This window comes from Chryseobacterium vietnamense (assembly GCF_031454475.1).
In the GTDB taxonomy this organism is placed as follows: domain Bacteria; phylum Bacteroidota; class Bacteroidia; order Flavobacteriales; family Weeksellaceae; genus Chryseobacterium; species Chryseobacterium vietnamense.
Map to the genome: position 1 here is coordinate 581,576 of NZ_JAVDQX010000001.1, position 21,769 is coordinate 603,344.

Sequence of the window (21,769 nt, forward strand, 5' to 3'; positions counted from 1 at the left end):
GAATTTTACTAGTGCGTTTTTTGATTTCTTAAATACGATGGATGATTAGAATACTATAAGGTGTCACCTTTATGATTACAAATCTGTTTAATTCTTCCCTGTAAATTATTACATATTTCTTGAGTACATATTTATTGGTAGTGATACTTTTATTATTTATGTAACTCTTAAATTTTTAGAGCCCTACGCCTTATAAATATCTAAAGTAAAAATGTAGACTAGGCAGTTTTCATTGATAATGGCAATCCTATTATGATACACACAATCCTTTGCAAACTGGTATCAATATGGTTATCAAAAAGATCATCAATTTCAGAAATTTTATGATTGGAAACGTGATTACAGTGATGTTTTTTTAGAACATCTTGGAAAACCTTTTATTAATAATGGTGATAGGAGAACTCTTGGTATGGAGGAGTTAAAAGAGCGTATTATTATAAAACAGGATCTTAAAATTAAGAAAATTAAGATACAGGATCTGTTTCTAAGACTTATAGCTGAGAATTTGTTTCAAAAAGTCTTTAAGTATTCCGCAAAACTTCCTTTAAGTGATTTCTACTTAACCCAGGAAGAAAGGATGGAAAAAGAAAATATGGCCGCTCTACAAAATGTACGGGAGGAAGGTGACAAAAGCCCAAACATCATAAAAGACAATTTTATATGGAGCAAAATGATTCCATATAAAAAAGGACAGATAATTGAGAATGCTGTTAAGCTAAAAGACATCGGAAAGTTAAATGTTTTATCATTAGATGATAAAGTGCAGACGCTCTTATCTTATGATGATGCAAAACCCTGGAGTAAGATTGCATTGGAAAATGAGTTTTCTATTGGCGAAAATTCTTATGAGGTAATAAGACGGGAAAAACTATTCAAAGAAATTCAGCAATTCGAATCTGAAATTTTATTTCGATCAGGGTGGGATGGCATTAATCATCCCGCTCAATTGGAAGATAACAGGAACCCAAAGTTTAAGATGTATATTGTTAATGGAATTTTAAGAAAATCTGCAGGACTATACAGTCAAGGTGAAGATATTTGGTTTGAATACAATGCCGATTTTAATAACCTTGATGCAGATGTTTTAGAAACTAAGTCTGAATTGGTACAATTGGCTTTTTTAGTGACAGCTATTCGAAATAAATTTGCTCACAATCAACTTCCGGCAAAAGAATTTTATTTTTATATTAGGGCTAAATATGGATTTGCAGACGAGCCCTCTGTAGCATTAGTTTACCTGAATTTTACAAAGTATGCGATTAATGAATTTAAAAAGGTGATGATATAGGTAAATTTTGTATTACAATGTAATTCAACAACAATTAATCATATCAATGTTGGGACGTATCACAATTTGAAGGGTACTCACAACGATTAACTCTTCTTTGAGTGCGTTGTTTTCGTTGGGACGTATCACAATTAGAAGGGTACCTCACAACCTGCTGTTCATTTTGGACTAGATCGCAGGCGTTGAGACATATCACAGTTTGAAGGGTATTCACAACCACTCATCATCTGTGCTTGGTAATTCAACAGTTGGGACATATCACAGTTTGAAGGGTATTCACAATCATAATATTTTTGATTTAATTGTTTGAAATGTTGGGACGTATTACAGCTTGAAAAGTATTCACAACAATTCGGTACCCATGCGAAAATATCGCTAAGTTGAGACGTATCATATTTTGCAGGTAGTTACAACTATATGTTTGCTCATAAATTATTCGCAAATGTTGAGACATAACAGTTTAGAGGATATTCACAACATTGATAAAAAGTTTAAGTTATTTTCCGGGTTGGGACATATCGCAATTTGAAGGTACTCACAACCTTTTTTATAATTTGACGCAGAATGATCTGTTGGGACATATCACAGTTTGGAGGATGATCACAACATTATTTATTGGTTAAAGTTGCTTTGTTTAGTTAGGAAGTATGACAGTTTGAAGAGTATTCATAACAATTTGGTACCCATGCTAAAACATCATTAAGTTGATACATATCACAGTTTGAAGTGTATTCACAACAATATTCATCTGCATAATAACTATCTGTGTGTTGGGAAGTATCACAATTTGAAAGATATTCACAATACATGAAAAATTCCCTTTGCATTAAATCAAGTTGGGACATAGCACAGTTTGAAGGGTAGTCACAACACATATTCGTCGAATATTCGTTGTTTCTCTGTTGAGACATACCATAAAGGGTAGCCACAACATTGATTGTCTTAATTTATATGATGAGGTAGTTGGAACCTATCGCGTCTCAATTATTCTTTAATAAGCACGTCAAATATGAGCCTATAAGTATATGTAATAATTGTGTTATATTAAAAAAAGATTTGGTATTTTACTGAATTAAGATGTAAGTAAATCAGTTATTTAATGTTGCTAAGAAAACTCAAAAAGGGTATTAGGAGTTCGACAGGACTCCCTCTCTCTCCGCTTAGGGAGACGTTGATTTTTTAACGTCTCCTTTTTTTATGTCCTAAATGGCTTGATTTCCGGTCAATTCATCTTTTCTTCTAATTCCCGCTTCAAAGTAGAAATCCGCTCATCTTTATCACGATGATGCCAGCCCGGAGCATTGAATATGTACCCCAGTTTCGCTTTCCATGTAGGTGCATTCCGGATATCCTTTATCATATTTCCAAACTCATCAAAGACGATATGAAAAACATTATAAGTATGAATGTTATGATAGATTCCGTAATCCGTCGTTTTCTTTTCTTCCGCTTTGTACGTGCCGAAAAGATGATCCCAAATCATCAGAATGCCCCCATAGTTATTATCTAAATCCTCAACTTTTCGGGAATGATGCACCCGATGGTTGGATGGAGAATTGAATACTTTATCGAACCACCCTAATTTTCCAATAGCATTGGTATGCGGCCAGAATTGAAAAATCAAGTTAAATTGATGCATCATTGCAATCATAATAGGATGAAAACCAATAATGATAAAAGGGATATACCAAATGTCCCGATATATGATTTCAAACCATCCCTGACGCAATGCAATAGCAAGACTCAAATGAGTAGCCGAATGATGATTGACATGACCTGTCCAGAATAATCTGATCTTATGACTCAACCGATGATGCCAGTAAAAGCCAAAATCCTGAACAATCATAACCAATACCCAAAGCCACCAGTGATCTGCATGCCATTTTAAAGTGAAGAATTTATTGAAATCTCTGATCCCGAAAATATCGGTAAGTCTGAAATGATTGTAAATCCAAAAAAAGTAGGATAATGAAATAGCTTTCATCCCAAAGTCTAACATTACCGCCCCAATCCCCAATCCTATACTCGATACATTATCTTTGATGAGTCTTTTGGTGAATACTCTTTGAGGAATTTGATACAAAAATATTTCCCCTGCTATCAACAAGATAAATACAGGAATAAAATACGTAACAGGATCAGTAAAATCCAATGGACAGAATAGGGCAATACTATGAAAAAATCGGTTATCTTTTCTTTTCATAAGCCTTCATTTTATTGAATAATTCTGTTCTTTTTTTCAATACCAACCACTCCCGACACCAACATCAATTGGGCTAAAACATAAGTAATCATCACAACAAGTTCTTTCTCAGTACTATGCTTTACGAACATATTAATGGCCAATACAGAATCTGATATTACAAATAAAATAGCTCCCAGGATTAATAATGAAGAATAAGTACTTATACTAAAATACAGCATCGCAGCAATGGTAATTCCGTAAATCACCACGGGTATCGTCATGTCGTTTAAATAAGGATATATATAATAAATAAATGAGCCTAAATATAGAAAAACAAAGGGTAGCCAACTCCATGCATTTTTCTTTTTGATCTTAAAAAAATAAACAATGTAACAAATATGAGCCAACAAAAAGCTTCCCAAACCAGGCATAAATCCCCATTCAAATAATAAAAACACATCACCCAAAAAGCTCAAAATTAATCCGGACAAAAACCATTGGTTGATCCGAAAGACATTTTGTTGAGAATAAGTAAAATAAAACCAGATAATAATAGGTAACAACAGTGGCTTGGTAAAAAACCGCCAAGAACTATGATCCATAGCTATAAATACTAAATCAAATGCAAAAACAATGGCAAGAAGGACTAATAACAATTTGATATTGACAGATTTTAGCATGGTATTATTTTATTGCAATCTTTTAAGTATCTTTTTTCCTGTTGCAATATGGATATATCTCAGTTTGCACCAAGTCATTCTATATTTGATACTTAGCTCAGATTGTTAAATTACAAATAAAATGAAGATAAAATACTTTTGAAATATAAAAATACAATGCATCACACTTTAGTTTAGGAAATTAAACAGTTATTGCTTGATTTCCTGTCGGCTATATTTCCGGGTAGCTTGGTCTGGATTTTGTATTCAGGTTTGAAAATAATTAATAACCAGAATGTGTAATAAGTTAGAGTTTATTATTATTAATTTTTTATGATAATTAATGAAAATTTTTTACTGGAGTTCGATGTAGAATATGGTGGCTTTTTTTCTAAAGAAGCCATGTGCAATAAAGATGGCGACCGTCTTTGTTTTTTCCAAATTAAAAACGGTAGAGTTGAATTGATGGTTTACCAGAAGGGTAGTATTGGGTTCAATAGCCTTCCAACAGGAAGTCAGAGGAAATCCGGCATCATTCAATAATAAGACAACAGATCATAACTAATATTAAAAAACGAAATTATCTCAATCTAAAACGTTATCAATATGCTTTGGACTGTATGTATTTTGTGTATGACTATCTTAGGACTGATGTTTGTACTGAAAAAAATTAATCAGCCCTATCTTATTGCCTATATTATTGCCGGGGTGTTATTAGGTCCTTATGTACTAAAGCTATTTAACAAACCGGAAGAAATAGAAACGATTGGCGAAATAGGAATATTACTGCTGATGTTTTTTATAGGAGTTGAAATCAATATTCCCAATAAAAAGAGCCTTATCATTAAGCCATTATTGGCTCAGGGAATGAAAGTACTCTTAAGTTGTATATTTGCGTATTTTGTGGGTGAGTTACTCCATCTGAATATTGAAAGTGTGCTCCTCATCGCCATTCTGTTTATGTTCAATAGTACTGCAGTTGTAGTCGAGTTCTTGAAGAAGCACGGAACGCTGCATACTGCCTTTGGAATTATTATCCTCAATATTTTGTTATTACAGGATCTTCTTCTGGCTCCGGTGCTCACGGTGTTAAAATTCTGGAATAGCAAAGAGTTCAGTGTATGGAATATGATGCTTCCCATTGCCATATGTCTCGGTATTTTTTTGATATTCCGGAAAATCAGACATCTCAAGGAAATTAAATTCTCAAGTACATTTCTTGAAAATGACCATGAGCTTCAGGTATTTTCCGGCTTACTGATCTGTCTTGGCTTTGGTCTTATAGCAGAAACCGTCGGTATGAGTGCTGCCCTGGGAAGTTTTATTGCAGGGGTCTTAGTTGGAAAAATTCAGGCATTTCGATGGCTGGAACATTCTCTGCTTCCATTTAAGGTTTTCTTTGTGGCACTGTTTTTTGTGTCCATTGGTTTACGGCTGGACATCAATTATCTGTTATCCAATTATAAGCTTATCACAATAGGAACTTTAATAGTCCTGATAAGCAACAGTATTATGTCTGCTCTCTTTTTCAGAATGCTGAATTTTAAATGGCAGGATAGTTTTTATGGGGGCGCTCTGCTTTCTCAAACAGGTGAATTCGGAATACTGGCGATTTCTATTGCTTACAAAACCGGTATGGTAGAGTACGATCTCTATAAAGCAGGGCTGGGTATTACCTGCTTATCACTTTTATTGTCCACAATATGGATCAGTTGTGGTACATTTTTCAGATTTCGTAAAAAAAAATTGTATTTAGAATAAAGAATAAAAAACAAACGGGTGGTGAATGTTCTCAGTACCACGATTTTGTGTCAGTGGTACTGAAAAAATGACATAAAACCGGAAAAAATTTCACACTCGGTCAAATGGTATTTTTTTTGTAATTTTTTATATACAGCTGGCCAGCTGACGTGTTTTTAATGATTGTTAAACTTAATTAAAATGATTACAATGAATAATCTAATAAGAAAAAACGGAAACAGCAACTTGGGCTTTTCAAATGTCTTTGACGATTTTTTTGGTCGTGAACTTTTTAACTGGGGCAATAACAATTACTCATCTACCAGTACAACCGTACCATCGGTAAATATAAAGGAGAATGGAGATGCTTACGAAGTTCAGGTCGCAGCACCAGGTATGAATAAAAATGATTTTCAGATCAGACTGGATGGTAACCTGCTTACTATTTCATCAACGAAGGAAGACCGAAAAGAGTCAAAAGATGACAATTTCACAAGAAGAGAGTTCAGTTACCAATCCTTCCAGAGAAGTTTTGAGCTTCCAAAAGATGTGGTGGATCAGGATAACATTAATGCAAAATATGAAAATGGCCTTTTAATGTTAACCATCCCGAAAAAAGAAGATGCGAAGCAGAAGCCTCCAAGAATGATTGAAATATCATAGAAAAATAATTACAAAATTGGCTGCTAAAAAGCAGCCAATTTTTTTTATAATTTTTGAAAGGGCAGATTAACTTAAATCTTTAAATCGAATGATTCAAGATCTTTAATTGTAGCATATCCGGCAACTGCCAGAAAATCTATTCTATCCAGAAATGCCCTGCAGAATACGTTTGGGCTTTCCCAGCCACAATTACTCTTTCATCTTTATTTTCACAATAGAGCTGGCCGCCCCTTTCTGAAACCTGGCGTGCAAAAAGCTTTTCCTTCCCTAATCTTGATGACCAGAAGGGAATCAGTGAACAGTGTGCAGAGCCTGTAACAGGATCTTCAAGAATAGAGGACTGCGGGGTAAAGTATCTTGATACAAAATCACTGTCAGTACCTGCTGATGTCACAATAACACCGCCCGGGTCCAGGTTAATAAGATCAAAAACGGATCTTTCAATGTTGATATTTTTTACATCTTCTTCAGAATCGTATACCAGAACATAATCTCTTGCTTTGAAAACTTCCTTAGGCTGTATATTCAGTGATCTGGATATGATATCCGGAAGAGTAGAGGATTCGGGCATTCTGGAAGGGAAATCCATATAATAAACTCCATCTTTTACATCTACTGTCAGGTCACCACTTTTGGTGTCAAAAATGATTCTATCACGCTGATAATTGAGGATGGAAACAAGACAGTGGGCAGTAGCAAGGGTAGCGTGGCCACATAAATCCATCTCTATTTCGGGGGTAAACCATCTCAGATGAATGGTATCACCGTTATCAATGAAAAAAGCGGTTTCTGCTACTGCATTTTCACGGGCTATTTTTAAAAGGGTTTCATCGGGTAACCAGTTTTTTAAAGGAACAACACAGGCAGGATTTCCATGAAAAACAGATTCTGTAAAAGCATCTATCTGATATAATTCTAACTTCATTATTAATAAAAATTTCGTTCCCTATAAAGATAATCTATTTCTGAGATAAAGTCCTTATTTGTCCATAATTCGATACAACATTTAATGGGCTCTGATTTATTTTTATACAAATAAATATTTATTTCTTCGTTCTCCGGTTTGTAATAATTTTTCCACAACCGGATGGCCATTTTCTTACAGATGTTTTTTGGGGCTGTAATTGTTCTTGATTGCTGTAATTCATTATATTAGCTTTCTAAAGTATTTAATTTGCATTTATCATGTGCGTATTATTGTAGATGCAGCCATCTATTTTAGAGAAAAACTTAACCATAAAGAATTTAACCATGAAGCAGACCGTTGCTACAGCTTTCTTTTTCTTATTTGTATTGGGTGTAAAAGCACAAAAGCAATCTATTTCCCCTGATACTGTTTCTATTTTTTTCGATGAGTTAAAAACAGCTTCAAAGAAGAATATCGGACTTTGGAACAAAGATTTATATGGTCCTATGATTTTAATTGATCCGAAAACCAGAGAGCTTTTTGCCAATGAGCCAGATTCGGAGGGCATTCTGAAAGGTAATGGCACTATTTATTCTGGAATTTTACCTGCTGCTGTCAATATTGCCAATACTGCAGTCAATTGGGGTGGAAAAAGATGGGCAATGGTTATGCTCCCCCTTTCTGAAAATAAAGAAAACAGAATTAATCTTTTAGCTCATGAATCTTTTCATAGCATTCAGCCTTCATTGGGATTTACGCTTAACAATGCGGAAAATAATCATCTGGATCAGAAGGAGGGCAGGATTTATCTACGTCTTGAACTGGAAGCGCTAAAGCAGACGCTCCGATCATCCTCAGAAAAAGATATGAAGCAGCACCTTACCGATGCATTGATCTTTAGAAAATACAGGAATACGCTTTACAAAGGTTCTGAGACTACAGAAAACCTCCTGGAACTGAATGAAGGAATTGCTGAGTTTACGGGGTTCATTGTGAGCGGAAGAAATAAAGAGCAGGCAAGATCATCTCTTTTGAATGGCATTGATGGTTTTATGAAAAATCCCACATTTGTACGTTCATTTGCTTATTATACAACACCTGTTTATGGATATTTGCTGTATCAAAAAGATCCGGACTGGAATAAAACAATTGATGCAAAAACTGACTTGGCCAGCTATTTCAGTAAAGCATTCGATATAAGAATTGAGGCTGACCTGCAAAAAGAAGTTAAAAAACGATCTGATCATTATAACGGACAATCAATTATAAAGGAGGAAACCGAAAGAGAAGAACAGACTAAGAGGCTTATTGCTGAATATAAACTGAAATTCATTCAACAACCTCATTTTGAAATCAAATTTGAAAAAATGAATGTTTCATTTGATCCAAGAAATATTGTGCCCTTAGAAGATAAGGGGACGGTATACCCCAATATCCGGATTACTGATTTGTGGGGTATTCTTACAATTGAAAACGGGGCATTAATGAGCCCGAATTGGGATAAAATTTCAATATCAAATCCAGTGAAAACGGAAAATAAAAAAGTGTCCGGTGACGGATGGACCCTGGAACTGACAGATGGTTATGTGATAACTAAAGATGAAGGCAGTGGAAATTATAAATTGATTAAGAACTGATATCCATAAAAAAGCATCCCTGTTTCGGCGATGCTTTTTATTTTATAATGAGATTAATGATACCATTTCTTTTTCAAGAATAGACTTGCTTTTACCAGCAGTATTAGCACTGGAACCTCTACCAATGGTCCTATCACTCCTACAAATGCCTGCGGCGAATGAATACCAAAAACTGAGATGGCAACGGCAATAGCCAGTTCAAAATTATTTCCCGTAGCGGTAAAAGCTATAGATACATTTTTATCATAAGGGATTCTTAGTATTTTATTGATCATAAAACTTACAAAAAACATCAAAACAAAATAGATAACCAAGGGGACTGCTACCTTAATGACATCCATTGGCAATTCCAGTATTTTAGAGCCTTTTAAGCTAAACATCAGTACGATGGTCAATAACAGAGCATACAATGTCACAGGAGAAATCTTAGGTACAAATTTTCTGTTGTACCACTCAGCACCTTTTGATTTCATCATGACATAACGGGTGATAAAACCTGCCAGAAAAGGTATGCCAAGGTAAATCAATACGCTTTCTGTGATATCCTGCATAGAAACATTAACATTAAAGCTTGCCAGGCCTAATTGACCAGGAAGTACATTGATAAACAACCACACCAGAAAACTATAGGTGAATACCTGAAAGATACTGTTTAAAGCAACCAGCAAAGCGGCATATTCTCTGTTTCCTTTGGCGAGATCATTCCAGACAATCACCATAGCAATACATCTCGCCAGTCCAATGAGGATTAATCCGGACATATAATCGGGTTCATGTCTTAAAAAAAGGATAGCAAGACCAAACATAAGAACCGGACCAATAATCCAGTTGAGCAATAAAGAAATACCGATTACTTTTTTATCTTTAAAAACCAATGGCAGAAGAGTGTAGTCGACCTTGGCTAGTGGTGGATACATCATCAAGATGAGTCCGATTGCGAGAGGAATATTAGTAGTTCCAACCGACTGTGAATTGATAAAGTCAGGAATAGACGGTAAAAGATGCCCCAAAGCAATCCCTATCCCCATAGACAGAAAGATCCATAAGGTAAGATAACGGTCAAGAAATTTTAATTTTGGCTGCATGATTATCTTTTGATTTGAGAAAAAGCGTACAACATTTCTTCTGCAATTTGTAAACTTCTTTCAGTATATACTGCAGTCTGTTCCGGGGTATTATCTGAAATTTTAGGATCTTCAAATGTGATCGGAATTCTTTTTTCCGCACCTGGAATAAAAGGGCATCCGCCATCTGCCTGTGAGCAGGTCATAATTGCTGCAAAACCGGATATAGGATTGAATGGGTTCTCATATTTTTTTGAAAAACCAATGATAGGAAGACTATTGTCATCATATTTTATAGCATATACAGGATTGGCTGTATCAGCAATGCTGAAAACTGAAAAGCCATGTTCTGTCAAGACTTCTGCAATTTTAGGAAATAATGCAGTTGTTTCCGTTCCTCCCGAATAGCAGTGAACTAGTGGAATCGTAAAGAAAGAAGCTGCTGCCCGTGCCCAGATCTGTGCCAGATGACTTCGGCGGGAATTGTGAGTGCAGATAAAATTCAGGTTAATTTCTGTGTTGTCATCCACTTTTTGCTGGATAAAATGAATCAATGGTGCCAGAATCTCTTTTCTATGACTCTCTATATTTTCCCATTTAAGAGATTGAATCGTGTTTAATAATTTTGGATACATAAGATTTTAATACAATTAATTAGCAGCATCCTAATCCCGGTGTGCAAGCTGATGTTGGGCTTACAGGTAATTCAGAAAGATTTTTCTTTTGTTTTTCAGTAGGAATTCCGCAGGTTTCCTGGGCAAGGCAGGCTGTTGTTTTGTTTTTCAGTATGAAATTTTTTCCGTTAAATTCCAGATCATACTTGCCAATAGTTTCCCCCTGATATTCAACTTCAATTTCCGAGTTTTCTATTCCTAACTTTTCTTCAGAAAGCTGAATGATATGAAGTAGTTTTTCTGGTTTCAAACGGTGTTCATAATCATCTGCATCCCACAGCTGGAAGTTGACCACTTTTTCATTTCTGATTACCCCTCCGCAATCAATGAAGTTTTTTACAATCTGGCCCACTTCTGTTACATGGAAATGTTCAGGAACAAAATTTCCGTTTTCTAATTGAAATTCAATATTTTCCAGTGTAGGGAGAATTTCTTTGATTTCTGATAGTTTCATAGTAGAGTAAAATTTAGTGTTATAATTTTGTAATGTTATATTGCAATATTACGATGTGTTAGCTCAAAAAAATGCTTAGCAGCATTGTTTAATAGTAACATCCTGATTAAAAAACAGGTTGAATTCATTCTGAAACTGCTTCCAGGTGCTTTCATTGATGCAGTAACATACAGACTTTCCTTCAATGGAACCTTTGATGATTCCAATATTCTTCAGCTCTTTTAAATGCTGTGAGATAGTTGCCTGTGCCAAGCCAAGTTCTTCAACAAGATCATTACAGATACATGCCTTTTGATTGATGATATATTGTAAAATAGCGATTCTTGCCGGGTGTCCCAAAACTTTAAGCAGAGATGCCAGCTTATTTTGTTCTTCAGTATAAATTTCTGTTTTAGTAACTCCCATTGTTTTATTTTTATATTGCAATATTACGATGATAAATCAATTAAACAATAAAAAACTCCAAAATTTTAATAAATTACATGTAAGTATCTGTAATTTAGTTTGTTATATTTGTTATAGGTAATAACGCATGCAATAAAAAAGATGAAGCTTATTACTGCTTCATCTTTTTATTAGTTATGGTAAACTGATTTTTTTACCCTGTTCAGGAAAAATATAATTTACTTTTAGAGGGTTGTTTTTCAGTAACTCTTTTTTGATGAGTTCAGGATTATCACCTGTAGGTTTTCTGTGAGTAACCACAATGTTGAGCCCCTCAAGACTGTTTTGTCCGGTTTTTTCTTTGAGTTTACTCAATTCCTCAACCAGCAGATCAGGAGTAAGGTGTCCGAACAGCAGATGTTCCGGCTGGCTGTTGGGGAAAGAAACTTCAATTAATATCGTATTGAGCTGTCTTTTTTTAACAAGAGGAGCTGCCATGTTCCAAAGTTGATCCAAACGGTCAGATTTTTCTATACGGTCTGCACCAGTATCTCCCAGATAAAGCAGATAGTGGTCATCTCTTCTTACCAATGCAGCACTGCTTTTATATGGATTTACATGGCTTAGTTCATAGCCTGTAATGAAAAACGGAGTTTTAGGCGCAGGAATTTCAGTTCCTTCCTGAAGTTCATTATAATGGTATTTCCCAAGGATTGGTTTTTGCCCCTGATCTGCAAAATTGATCCAGGTATCTGTAATAAAGTAATGATTCTGCAAAATCTGAATCACAGAAGCTATCGCAAAAATATCTTTCCTGGAATCAGCCGGAGAATTGATGATAAGCCCTGATAAATGATCCAGATGACCATGGGATACAAAATATCCTTTTATCTGATCTTTTAAAACCGTTTCTGCTGATCCCTGAAGGCTTTTCAGTTCAATCGCTTTTCGGATTCCTGCATTTACAGTACCGGCATCAAGGCAGAGAAATGCATTGTCTTTTGGAGCGCCTACAAGATAGGCTGATAGATTGTCTTCCTGCTCACCACCATATATTCCTAAGGGAATTACATCAAAATTTTGTGCCTGGCAAACAATATTCAGAAGAACCAATAAAGAAAGTGCTGTTTTTTTCATAATATTTATAATAGAAAACCATCTTTTTCAAGATGGATAAAGCAAATTTACGCTATTTTTTGACGACTGATGCCCCGAATCAGTAAAGCCTGCTGATTTTCAGCAGGCTTTATTTTTCTGTTATTTTATTGAGGTTGCTGCTGGGTTACACAATGAACCATTCCTCCATTGGCGAATAAATTACGACAATCGATTCCAACTACCTGTTTGCCAAGATACAGCTGTTGGATGATGTTGTTGGCAACCGCATCATTCGGGTCGTTATAATTAGGAACCAGTATACGGTTATTGGCGATATAATAATTAATGTATGAAGCGCGGCCTACATTTTTTCCGTAAGTAGTGATCACATCATTTCTTGTTAATGGCACTTTTACAAACTGATAAGCCGCTCCGGTTTTTGTGGTAGCATCGTACAGTTTATCAATATCTCCATCAGGAACCTGCCAGTAGGCAAGATCATCAGGATTCATTGTAATAATAGTGGATGAATTGGCAAATCGGGCAAACCCGTCAATATGCATGTCTGTGATATCAAGACCTGCTTTTCCATTCAACCAGATAAATTTGGTTACCCCTAGATTTTTAGTAAATATAGCTTCTGCCTGCTGTTGGGTCATACCCGGATTTCTGTTATTATTCAGAATAGAACTTTTACAGGCCATCAACACTCCGTTTCCGTCAATTTCCACACTTCCTCCTTCATTGATCATGACTGAATTAAGATTGATTTTTGGAATATTGGTATCTGCTGATATTTTAGAAGGAATTGTATTGCATTGGCTGTAATCGGCCTTGTTTCCCCAGCCGTTAAATCCCCAGTCCTGAATAAATAACTGTCCGTTTTGGTCTTTTACATAAATAGGACCGTTATCTCTTACCCAGAAATCATCCGTTGGATAAATTCTGAAGTTGATATTGGTAAGAGGAACTCCTGCCGTATTGAGAAGCCCTGTAATACGATTCTTTTCAGTACCGTCATAAGCAATAATGTGAACCTTTTCACTTTGTACAAGCTCTTTGGTCATTGCTACCCAGGTGGCGTCCAGACGGTTTCTGTAGGTAGTTCCATATTGATACTGGTGTGGCCACTGAAGCCAGGTTCCTTCATGGGGAGCTGATTCTTCAGGCATTTTGTAAACAGTCGTTTCCGGATGTACCATACCCGGTAATTCTGTTAAGTCCGCTGATGAGCAGGATAATAGAAGAAGAGGTAATAATGGGAACATGATTTTCTTTTTTTGCATAACTGATCTATTTTTACAGAGCAAAATTAGATCGATTGTTTTTCTTAAAGTTGTCCCAAATTGACAACTTACTTCAAAGGTAATAAAATATAGGTCAGCTGTTTTTCCTGGTCATCTTCGTTTTCAGCATGATTTTCATACTTTTCGATGATAGGAGTGTGTGAAAATTCAAGTCCTGAATTAAAAATCCAGCCGGCATAGATCTTTGTATAGGTATCGTCTATTGTTTCATAGCTTCCGGAATGGGTAAAGCGGGCATATTTGCCTCCGAATATCATTTTTGAAGGTAACTTTCTAGTTTCGGATTGAACAGATGAACAAGCGTCATAACGGCAGTTGATTTCTGTTTTTATTAACGGTTCGTCGGCTATGACCCCGAAATATTCTGCTCCGGTGCCAGAGAAATCATTTTCCATAAATTTTTCCCACAGTACTTCAATTTCTTCATTGTTATAATAGGTGTTTATGCTCTGATAATATACCTGCACAGGCTTCAGATAAACAATTTCGGGTTTCAGTACTACTTCTGAGGTAATGGGGAGGATTGCATCTCCACAAAGGAGCTGCTCCTTACTTTGTCTTGCAGTTTTAGGGGAAATCCCAAAATGTTGTTTAAAAGCCTTGGAAAAGGAAGCGATATTGGCGAAACCCACTTCAATGGCAATGGAGGTAAGATTTTCCTGAGTGTACAGAATCCGTTTATAGGCATTTTCCACTTTTAACCTTTGCTGGAAAGCACCTATTGTTTCTCCGCAGCTGTATTTGAAAATACGCTGGATATTCCGGTAAGAATAATGTGAAATATCTTCCAGTTCCTTTACAGAAACAGGGTGGTCATAATTCTTTTCCATGTAATTGATAACTCTGTAGATACAATTCAGGCTGTCTTCCATACGCTTGAAGTTTTCAGAAAAATAAAGTCTGAAATTCATTACAAATAAAAGAAATAAAAAAATATCTCAGCAAAATTGTATTTTAGCTTCTGGTAAAAATAGATCCGGAAACCATAATTTTTACCATTTTAAAAACAAAAAACAACTAAAAAACTTGAAACAAACCATGGAAAAAGAATTATCACAATTAACCGACCAGGAATTATTAGAAAAGAAAAAAGAAGCTAAATCCGGCAATATTCTCAATGCTGTACTTCTGGGAGTAATGGTTGGTATTTCGATTTACAGTACAATAACTGACGGTTTCGGGTTTCTGACTGTCTTACCATTATTTTTTATAGGTTCTATTGCCAGCCGCTGGAATAAAAATAAAAAACAGCTAGACGAAGAGTTAAACTCCAGAAATCTAAAATAAATGCAAAACTTTGACAGAAAAACAGAAGCAGGTGCCGTAGCCTATTTCCGTCACTGTATAAAAAATGGAGATGCTGCGGGAGCATTAAGCTGTTTTCATCCTGATGCTGTCTACATTGACAGGGATGGGAGAGAGCTGAGAGGGCTTGATCAGATAGCGTTGGCTATGAATGAGATTTGCCGCTTAAAAATGGATATCCAGGGCGAAACTCCCCATATAACTGTTGTAAATGATCTGGCCATGTGGCAGGATCAGTGGGAAATGACAGGAACTGCTCCGGATGGACATCCTCTTCATATGACAGGCAATACTTCCTGTATCATGAAAAGAAATGAAGAAGGAGAATGGTTATGGCTGGTGGACAACCCTTTCGGTTCTGCTGTGCTTAAAAATGACAATCTGGTATAAAGTCTAAAATAATCGTTTTGATAATCAAGTTTATGAGACTTTTGATTTCTGATTTCTGGAGACGAAGTCTTTCAGAAACAAAATAAAAAACCTTCAGCTGAACTGAAGGTTTACTTTTATATTATCTTACTGATTTTAGTTGCGTAAGAATTGACCAATTCCAGGAGAATCGAAAGTGAAAGCATTCTGATTTTCAGATTTGTCAATTTTATTACTGATGGTTAGTGCCCATAGCACCAGCTCTTTGCAGAAATTCTGGTCTTCTTTGCTCAGCTCGGAGGTATTTTCTTCCACTACAGTGGTTAATGGTTCAATCTTATCAAGTTTAGCATAAAATTCTTCATCCGTATCATTGTAATTAAGCTCTAAATAATTTTTGTTGAACCATCTGATCAGATCAGTGTACGGCGTTTTGATTCCTTCTTTTTCCAGTTTTGAAATACGTGGGAACAGGCTTTCAAATTGGGTCATTACCGCTTTATCAATTAATATTTTGGCAACATAATCTGCACCTTCCTGCTCTCCTTCATATACCAGTTCGATTTTTCCTGTGATGGATGGAATAATCGACATAAAATCAAGCAGACGTACCGTTGTTCTTTCTGCACCGGATTCAATCAAACGTAATTTGGCTGCTGCGATTAAATTTTCCATAGCACTGATCGTAAGACGTGCACTGACACCGCTTTTTGCATCCACGTATTCGCTGACACGGGCAGCAAAAGCAACTTCTTCCAAAAGATCTTTCGCCAGATCAGGAATCTGGATCTGTGCTTTATCTTCAGCTGAAATCAATGCTTCCTGTTCTGTAATCTGTCTTGCAAGCGCGATAGTTTTCGGATAATGGGTAAAAATCTGAGATCCGATTCTGTCTTTCAGTGGAGTTACAATACTTCCTCTGTTGGTATAATCTTCCGGATTTGCTGTGAAGACAAATTGAATATCAAGCGGCATTCTTAGCTGAAAACCACGGATCTGAATGTCTCCTTCCTGCAAAATATTAAACAGGGAAACCTGAATTCTGGCCTGTAAATCCGGTAATTCATTTAAAACAAAAATAGAACGGTTCGCACGTGGAATCATTCCGTAATGTAAAACACGTTCATCGGAATAGGGTAGTTTCAAGGTTGCTGCTTTAATAGGATCTATATCGCCAATTAAATCTGCAACATTCACATCCGGAGTAGCCAGTTTTTCGTAGAAACGGTGAGAACGGTGTACCCATGAAATTGGGGTTTCATCACCCAGTTCATCAATCAGATCTTTGGCATATTTTGAAATAGGATGAAACGGACTGTCATTAATTTCTGATCCTTTTACGATGGGCATGTATTCATCAAGCAGATTAACCATGCTTCTTGCAATTCTGGTTTTTGCCTGTCCGCGCAGTCCCAATAAATTGATGTGGTGACCGGCAAGAATTGCTTTTTTCAATTGGGGCACTACCGTGTCTTCATATCCCCAAAGGCCTTCAAATACAGGTTCTTTAGCTTTAATCCTCGCAATTAAGTTGGCCTGAATTTCCTCATTAATTGTTTTATGAGTATAACCGGATTTTTTTAATTCTTTGAATGTAATATCGTTTTTCATTGTCTTGTAATACTATTTATACAATCTGATTTTTACTTTTAAATGATATAAAATCGGATCTTTATATTCTTCTTATTCTGTTTTTTTCGTAATCTTCAAAAATCATTTGTCCTAAACCGGATAGTCCGGTGAGGAAGGCTTTTCCCTTGTTCTGAGCTGTAAATTCTTCCACAAACTGACGCAGATAAGGGTCCTGAGCAATCATGAAGGTCGTAATAGGGATTTTCAGTTTTCTTGCCTGTGCTGCTCTGTTGAAACATTGGTTAACAATTTTTTCATCCAGACCAAAGCTGTTCATATAAAACTCACCGCTGGGTAGCTGAATACAGCTGGGTTTTCCATCAGTGATCATAAAAATCTGTTTGTTGGTATTTCTTTTTCTGCGAAGGATATCCATAGCGAGCTCCAGACCTGCTACCGTATTGGTATGATAAGGGCCTACTTTCAGATAGGGAAGGTCTTTGATCTTGATGGGCCATGCCTCGTTTCCAAAAACAATAATATCAATGGAATCCTTCGGATATTTGCGCTTAATGAGTTCTACCAGTGCCATGGCTACTTTTTTGGCTGGAGTAATCCGGTCTTCACCATATAGAATCATAGAATGGCTGATGTCAATCATCAGAACAGTACTCATTTGAGCCTTATGTTTGGTCTCCTCTACGATGAGATCTTCTTCCGTAAGCCGCAGGTCTGAGATTCCGTTGTTGATTTGTGCATTCTTTAAACTTTCCGTCATATTCACGGCTGCAAGATCATCTCCATATTGGAAAGAACGGTTTTCGCCATCACGTTCATCCCCGATTCCTGTTTTGTTGGTGCGGTGATTTCCGGCTCCGTTTTTCTTTAGTTTTCCGAAAATCTGATCCAGGGCATATTCACGAAGGGCAGCTTCCAGTTTGGGGGTTAATATATTTTTACCTTTTCCACTTCCCATATTGCCTTCTTCAGGATCTTTCTCCCTGATATAGCCTCGTTTTTTCAAATCTTCTTCAAAATCCTGAAGGGTATATTCATCACTGAAAATATCATATTCCTGATCAAGCATGTCCAGCCACTCAAAGGCTTCTTCAATATCTCCGGAGGTATGGGTAAGCAAATCTTTGAAAACATCAAAGACCCTGTCAAAATGTGATAATTCCTCCGGCACATGTTTACTGAATATAAAGCCTTTTCCGGGATTAAAATTTTTATCTGTCATAAGATGATAAAGCGGTTTTGCTGTTAATTGCTTTTGAATATTCAGAAAATAGAATGAATTGTCTGAAGTATTCTTTAATTCGTTTCAAACTGAAAAGTTAGGAAAATATCATTTTAAGATTCCCTTAGAGAAATAGAAAATACTAATGATTGCGATACGGAATAAGAATATAATAGGCTGTTATGATAAACTCTGAAAGTATTCTTACCATAGATTGATATTAAAAAATGTACAAATTAAGATTTGTACATTTTAAATAGTCTTGTAGAATTTACTTTTTTAGATCTAATTCCATTTGAATATTACAGCGCTGATAAGGAGTTGAACGTCCGGATACTTTCTGGAAACCCAGTTTGTAGTACAGATTAATGGCGGGTTTCAGTATGGTATTGCTTTCAAGATATATTTTTGATGCACCGGATTCTTTAGCAGCATTGATTATTGCCTGTCCCAGCAGCCAGCCTATATTTTTTCCTTGTGCTTTGGGTGATACAGCCATTTTTGCCAACTCAAAATCATAATCCGGATCTTCCATTTTGATAAGAGCACAGACTCCAAGCGGTTCTTCATTATAGAGTGCGACCAGTATTTTTCCTCCTTTATTTAAGATATATTCTTCAGGGTTATCCAATGCTTTATAGTCGGCATCTTCCATTTCAAAATAAGCGGAGATCCACTCTTCATTAAGTGCTTTGAATGCAGATTGGTATTTCGGATCATAATCAACGATTTTTACATTTTTGCTTTCGCGGATTTTTTTCTGTTCCTTTACTCTTGAAAGCAAGGATCTCTGTTCAAAAAGGTGTTCCCATTCTGCAAGTGCTTCCCAGAGATTATGAGTTGCTTGGTCAATCATTTCATCAATAGCATGATCAATATCTGTGCACTGGATTTTTATATTTTCAGAAAGCTCTTTTCCTTTTTCTGTAAGTACGGCAATATTTCTCCTCTTATCATCTGACTGCTGATTGTCTTTAACCAATCCTGCAGTGGTCATTTCTTTGATAATTTTGGTTACTGATGGCTGAGAATGTCCTATTTCTTCAGCGATTTCGGTAATGGTTTTTGAACCACCTTCGGAGAGGACAAAGAATACGGGAAACCATTTTGGTGAAAAGTCAGCACCATAAAGTTCATAAATCTTTGCTGCTTCTTCTGTAATATTTGAAGCCATAAACCGCAACCGGCTCCCCAAAGCAATCTTTCCTGTTTTCTCAAATAAATCCATAAGTATAATTGATTATATAACTAGTTATACAAATGTAATAAATTAATAATTACCATGAAGAAAGAATTGAATTAAAATTTTAATTGTATTTAAAACAATGTCATAGAAGATCTCACAGAAGATTGTCCGGGGAATGTTTACTGGAAATACGGGAATAATAAAGCTCCGGATGATTCCGGAGCTTACTATATACATCACCTTACTATGGATACATGGTTACCATCCTAAATAATATTCAGGATCTAACCAGTAGGGCCAGTCTAATTTAAAGTGGGTCTGAAGCATTTTTTCCGCTTCACAGAAGGCTCCTTCCACCCAGCCTTGCTGATCAGAATACGCTTCCCCGATAATATGAATCTGCTCATCCATCAACGGTTTTCTCATATAAGGCATCACCTCTTTTACGGAAAAACCTGCTTTCCATGCATGATATCCTGCACCGTACGGATCATCTGTCCAGTCTCTGAAATAGGTTACGTAGGGTTGAGGAATATCTATTCCGTGTAATTCTTTCAGCTGATTCATCAATTCATTCACCATGAATTCTGTAGCCTGAACATCATCAAACTTATGCAGTTCTTCCAGTGAGGCAGATCTTGCAGCTCTTACCTTAAACAGCACTTTGTCATCAGAAAGTGCTTTCCAGAATGTTTCTGTTTCCATATCACCATAGCTTCCCAGCAACATTGAATTTTTGGTCTCAGTATCAGTGCCGAAATAATAACACTGTCTCATAGGTAAGTCTGTAATGGAATGTCCGGAATCAATCCCCAGATCTCTCCACCAGGGACGTTCAAAGCCCATAAGAATTTTAAATGCGGGCTCCATGATGATGGAACGGATATTTTCGTTCAGTTTCTGGTGTCTGTTGGCATCAAAAAAGAAGTTATTCTGATCCAGAAGTTCAAGTGATTTTCTCGGCATACCCAATACGATTGAGTTGGCGTATACTTTCCAGGTAGTGTTACTCTGTATATTCAGGAAAGTCAATTCGTATTTATGAGTAGCGGTCAAGTGATGGTCTTTGGTAAAAGTAATCAGTTTGTTTTCAGACCAGATGCGTGCTCCTTCATATTCCATATACGTGTTGGCTACTGCATAGGCAATGCTGTCGTAGCCTTCCTCAATGGTTTTGTAGGTTGTGTCTGCAGAAAAGTCTCCTACCATGTAAGGAAATGCTTCTGCAGAGTTCCAGTTGATGGTATTGGAATAATATCCTCCGGCGTTCGCTAAGAATTCATACCCTTCCTGAGAAACCTGATCTTTGATTAAGTTCCAGAAACCGATATCATTTACCAGACGCTTGTCATAAGGAGAACCAGGGAAATTGTACATCAGCCTTGGTTTTATTACATCCCAGTCGCGGCTGGTCAGTTTAAATGTATAATCATATCCGTTAGGATCTGCAGTAATCAGTTCTTTATAATTTTCAGCTACCCATGTATCTGCCATTAAAACATTATAAATGATTTTATTGAATAACTGATCAGAACTGAAACCTTCATCCCCTTCATTCAGATAATAGCGGGTAATCAGTTTGTTATCATGTTTCTGTTCTTCTGTCCATGCATTTTGTTTGAAACGTTCTTTTCTGATGTACATCAACAGTTTTTCAGGTTCTCCCATATGGAATGGAATAGGAGTCATCTTATCTTTCAGAACAGGGGTTCTTTTGCTCAGATCTGTTTCTTTCAGGGGGTAACCTTCTATCAGGGTTGTTACAATTTCCTGAGAAGTCAGATAACGCATTCCTCCAAGTTCTCCCCAGAAATTCATTCCCGGCATAATTACGGATTCCAGTCTTCCACCTAATTTGTCACTCATATCAAAGATCTGTACTTCATGACCTTTGTATTTCTGGTCTGCTACCAGGCGAAAAGCGGTGTACAATCCGGAAGTTCCGGCACCTATAATGGCTACTTCTACTTTAAGGTCGGGCTGCATACCTGGATACAGCGGTGTATTTTTATTGACGTTTTCTTGATTCATGGTTTT

Annotated in this window: 19 protein-coding genes and 1 pseudogene; 6 read left to right on the top strand and 14 right to left on the bottom strand. The window is 36.4% G+C overall.

The annotated features are described in order from the left end of the window. Positions 1–277: 277 nt before the first annotated feature. Positions 278–1,288, top strand: a pseudogene (cas13b, locus tag J2786_RS02580) (type VI-B CRISPR-associated RNA-guided ribonuclease Cas13b); the annotation flags it as partial. A gap of 1,222 nt (positions 1,289–2,510) precedes the next feature. Here cas13b and J2786_RS02585 read toward each other — a convergent pair. After that, positions 2,511–3,491 (bottom strand): sterol desaturase family protein, encoded by a 981-nt coding sequence (locus tag J2786_RS02585; RefSeq protein ID WP_082001971.1) that lies wholly within the window; start codon positions 3,489–3,491, stop codon positions 2,511–2,513. Positions 3,492–3,502: 11 nt separating this feature from the next. Then, positions 3,503–4,153: a lysoplasmalogenase gene (locus tag J2786_RS02590; RefSeq protein ID WP_047431790.1), complete on the bottom strand. Its 651-nt coding sequence runs from the start codon at positions 4,151–4,153 to the stop codon at positions 3,503–3,505. Positions 4,154–4,738: 585 nt separating this feature from the next. On the opposite strand from J2786_RS02590, the gene J2786_RS02595 reads away from it, so the two are divergent. Further along, entirely contained in the window at positions 4,739–5,893 is a 1,155-nt protein-coding gene (locus tag J2786_RS02595) for a cation:proton antiporter domain-containing protein (RefSeq protein ID WP_310023864.1), read from the top strand. A gap of 189 nt (positions 5,894–6,082) precedes the next feature. Then, entirely contained in the window at positions 6,083–6,535 is a 453-nt protein-coding gene (locus J2786_RS02600) for an Hsp20/alpha crystallin family protein (protein ID WP_047433328.1), read from the top strand. Between the two features lie 136 nt (positions 6,536–6,671). On the opposite strand, the gene J2786_RS02605 is transcribed toward J2786_RS02600, so the two are convergent. Then, on the bottom strand, positions 6,672–7,460 hold the full coding sequence (locus J2786_RS02605; protein ID WP_047431780.1) for a PhzF family protein: 789 nt from the start codon (positions 7,458–7,460) through the stop codon (positions 6,672–6,674). 326 nt (positions 7,461–7,786) lie between these two features. On the opposite strand from J2786_RS02605, the gene J2786_RS02610 reads away from it, so the two are divergent. Further along, positions 7,787–9,079: a hypothetical protein gene (locus J2786_RS02610; RefSeq protein WP_047433327.1), complete on the top strand. Its 1,293-nt coding sequence runs from the start codon at positions 7,787–7,789 to the stop codon at positions 9,077–9,079. 53 nt (positions 9,080–9,132) lie between these two features. On the opposite strand, the gene arsB is transcribed toward J2786_RS02610, so the two are convergent. The 7 genes from arsB to J2786_RS02645 form a co-directional block, all read right to left on the bottom strand. Continuing rightward, positions 9,133–10,164, bottom strand: a complete 1,032-nt coding sequence (gene arsB, locus J2786_RS02615; protein WP_047431777.1) for an ACR3 family arsenite efflux transporter — start codon at positions 10,162–10,164, stop codon at positions 9,133–9,135. Between the two features lie 2 nt (positions 10,165–10,166). Next, on the bottom strand, positions 10,167–10,778 hold the full coding sequence (locus J2786_RS02620; protein ID WP_047431775.1) for an arsenate-mycothiol transferase ArsC: 612 nt from the start codon (positions 10,776–10,778) through the stop codon (positions 10,167–10,169). A 19-nt stretch (positions 10,779–10,797) separates the two neighbouring features. Then, entirely contained in the window at positions 10,798–11,271 is a 474-nt protein-coding gene (locus tag J2786_RS02625; RefSeq protein WP_047431772.1) for a DUF6428 family protein, read from the bottom strand. Between the two features lie 75 nt (positions 11,272–11,346). Then, on the bottom strand, positions 11,347–11,676 hold the full coding sequence (locus J2786_RS02630; protein ID WP_047375646.1) for an ArsR/SmtB family transcription factor: 330 nt from the start codon (positions 11,674–11,676) through the stop codon (positions 11,347–11,349). A gap of 174 nt (positions 11,677–11,850) precedes the next feature. After that, positions 11,851–12,792, bottom strand: a complete 942-nt coding sequence (locus J2786_RS02635) for an MBL fold metallo-hydrolase (RefSeq protein ID WP_047431767.1) — start codon at positions 12,790–12,792, stop codon at positions 11,851–11,853. Between the two features lie 125 nt (positions 12,793–12,917). Further along, positions 12,918–14,039, bottom strand: a complete 1,122-nt coding sequence (locus J2786_RS02640; RefSeq protein ID WP_047431765.1) for an agmatine deiminase family protein — start codon at positions 14,037–14,039, stop codon at positions 12,918–12,920. Between the two features lie 68 nt (positions 14,040–14,107). Beyond that, positions 14,108–14,971, bottom strand: a complete 864-nt coding sequence (locus J2786_RS02645) for an AraC family transcriptional regulator (RefSeq protein WP_052186988.1) — start codon at positions 14,969–14,971, stop codon at positions 14,108–14,110. Positions 14,972–15,098: 127 nt separating this feature from the next. Between J2786_RS02645 and J2786_RS02650 the strand changes: the two genes are divergently transcribed. Further along, positions 15,099–15,347 (top strand): hypothetical protein, encoded by a 249-nt coding sequence (locus tag J2786_RS02650; RefSeq protein ID WP_047431762.1) that lies wholly within the window; start codon positions 15,099–15,101, stop codon positions 15,345–15,347. After that, positions 15,348–15,755: a YybH family protein gene (locus J2786_RS02655; RefSeq protein ID WP_047431760.1), complete on the top strand. Its 408-nt coding sequence runs from the start codon at positions 15,348–15,350 to the stop codon at positions 15,753–15,755. It begins immediately after the preceding gene. A 135-nt stretch (positions 15,756–15,890) separates the two neighbouring features. Here J2786_RS02655 and J2786_RS02660 read toward each other — a convergent pair whose 3' ends face one another. From J2786_RS02660 to J2786_RS02675, 4 genes are all read right to left on the bottom strand, one after another. After that, entirely contained in the window at positions 15,891–17,345 is a 1,455-nt protein-coding gene (locus tag J2786_RS02660; protein WP_047431757.1) for a sigma 54-interacting transcriptional regulator, read from the bottom strand. Positions 17,346–17,406: 61 nt separating this feature from the next. Beyond that, entirely contained in the window at positions 17,407–18,546 is a 1,140-nt protein-coding gene (locus J2786_RS02665; protein WP_047431754.1) for a vWA domain-containing protein, read from the bottom strand. Between the two features lie 271 nt (positions 18,547–18,817). After that, positions 18,818–19,774, bottom strand: a complete 957-nt coding sequence (locus tag J2786_RS02670) for a bifunctional helix-turn-helix transcriptional regulator/GNAT family N-acetyltransferase (RefSeq protein WP_047431752.1) — start codon at positions 19,772–19,774, stop codon at positions 18,818–18,820. 216 nt (positions 19,775–19,990) lie between these two features. Next, a complete protein-coding gene (locus J2786_RS02675; RefSeq protein ID WP_047431749.1) occupies positions 19,991–21,763 on the bottom strand; it encodes a flavin monoamine oxidase family protein in 1,773 nt (590 codons plus the stop codon). Between the last annotated feature and the right edge of the window lie 6 nt (positions 21,764–21,769).

Excerpts from the sequence above, each read along its gene's own strand:
- J2786_RS02585 (WP_082001971.1), bottom strand. The coding sequence starts at position 3,491 with ATGAAAAGAAAAGATAACCGATTTTTTCATAGTATTGCCCTATTCTGT.
- J2786_RS02590 (WP_047431790.1), bottom strand. The coding sequence starts at position 4,153 with ATGCTAAAATCTGTCAATATCAAATTGTTATTAGTCCTTCTTGCCATT.
- J2786_RS02595 (WP_310023864.1), top strand. The coding sequence starts at position 4,739 with ATGCTTTGGACTGTATGTATTTTGTGTATGACTATCTTAGGACTGATG.
- J2786_RS02600 (WP_047433328.1), top strand. The coding sequence starts at position 6,083 with ATGAATAATCTAATAAGAAAAAACGGAAACAGCAACTTGGGCTTTTCA.
- J2786_RS02605 (WP_047431780.1), bottom strand. The coding sequence starts at position 7,460 with ATGAAGTTAGAATTATATCAGATAGATGCTTTTACAGAATCTGTTTTT.
- J2786_RS02610 (WP_047433327.1), top strand. The coding sequence starts at position 7,787 with ATGAAGCAGACCGTTGCTACAGCTTTCTTTTTCTTATTTGTATTGGGT.
- arsB (WP_047431777.1), bottom strand. The coding sequence starts at position 10,164 with ATGCAGCCAAAATTAAAATTTCTTGACCGTTATCTTACCTTATGGATC.
- J2786_RS02620 (WP_047431775.1), bottom strand. The coding sequence starts at position 10,778 with ATGTATCCAAAATTATTAAACACGATTCAATCTCTTAAATGGGAAAAT.
- J2786_RS02625 (WP_047431772.1), bottom strand. The coding sequence starts at position 11,271 with ATGAAACTATCAGAAATCAAAGAAATTCTCCCTACACTGGAAAATATT.
- J2786_RS02630 (WP_047375646.1), bottom strand. The coding sequence starts at position 11,676 with ATGGGAGTTACTAAAACAGAAATTTATACTGAAGAACAAAATAAGCTG.
- J2786_RS02635 (WP_047431767.1), bottom strand. The coding sequence starts at position 12,792 with ATGAAAAAAACAGCACTTTCTTTATTGGTTCTTCTGAATATTGTTTGC.
- J2786_RS02640 (WP_047431765.1), bottom strand. The coding sequence starts at position 14,039 with ATGCAAAAAAAGAAAATCATGTTCCCATTATTACCTCTTCTTCTATTA.
- J2786_RS02645 (WP_052186988.1), bottom strand. The coding sequence starts at position 14,971 with ATGAATTTCAGACTTTATTTTTCTGAAAACTTCAAGCGTATGGAAGAC.
- J2786_RS02650 (WP_047431762.1), top strand. The coding sequence starts at position 15,099 with ATGGAAAAAGAATTATCACAATTAACCGACCAGGAATTATTAGAAAAG.
- J2786_RS02655 (WP_047431760.1), top strand. The coding sequence starts at position 15,348 with ATGCAAAACTTTGACAGAAAAACAGAAGCAGGTGCCGTAGCCTATTTC.
- J2786_RS02660 (WP_047431757.1), bottom strand. The coding sequence starts at position 17,345 with ATGAAAAACGATATTACATTCAAAGAATTAAAAAAATCCGGTTATACT.
- J2786_RS02665 (WP_047431754.1), bottom strand. The coding sequence starts at position 18,546 with ATGACAGATAAAAATTTTAATCCCGGAAAAGGCTTTATATTCAGTAAA.
- J2786_RS02670 (WP_047431752.1), bottom strand. The coding sequence starts at position 19,774 with ATGGATTTATTTGAGAAAACAGGAAAGATTGCTTTGGGGAGCCGGTTG.
- J2786_RS02675 (WP_047431749.1), bottom strand. The coding sequence starts at position 21,763 with ATGAATCAAGAAAACGTCAATAAAAATACACCGCTGTATCCAGGTATG.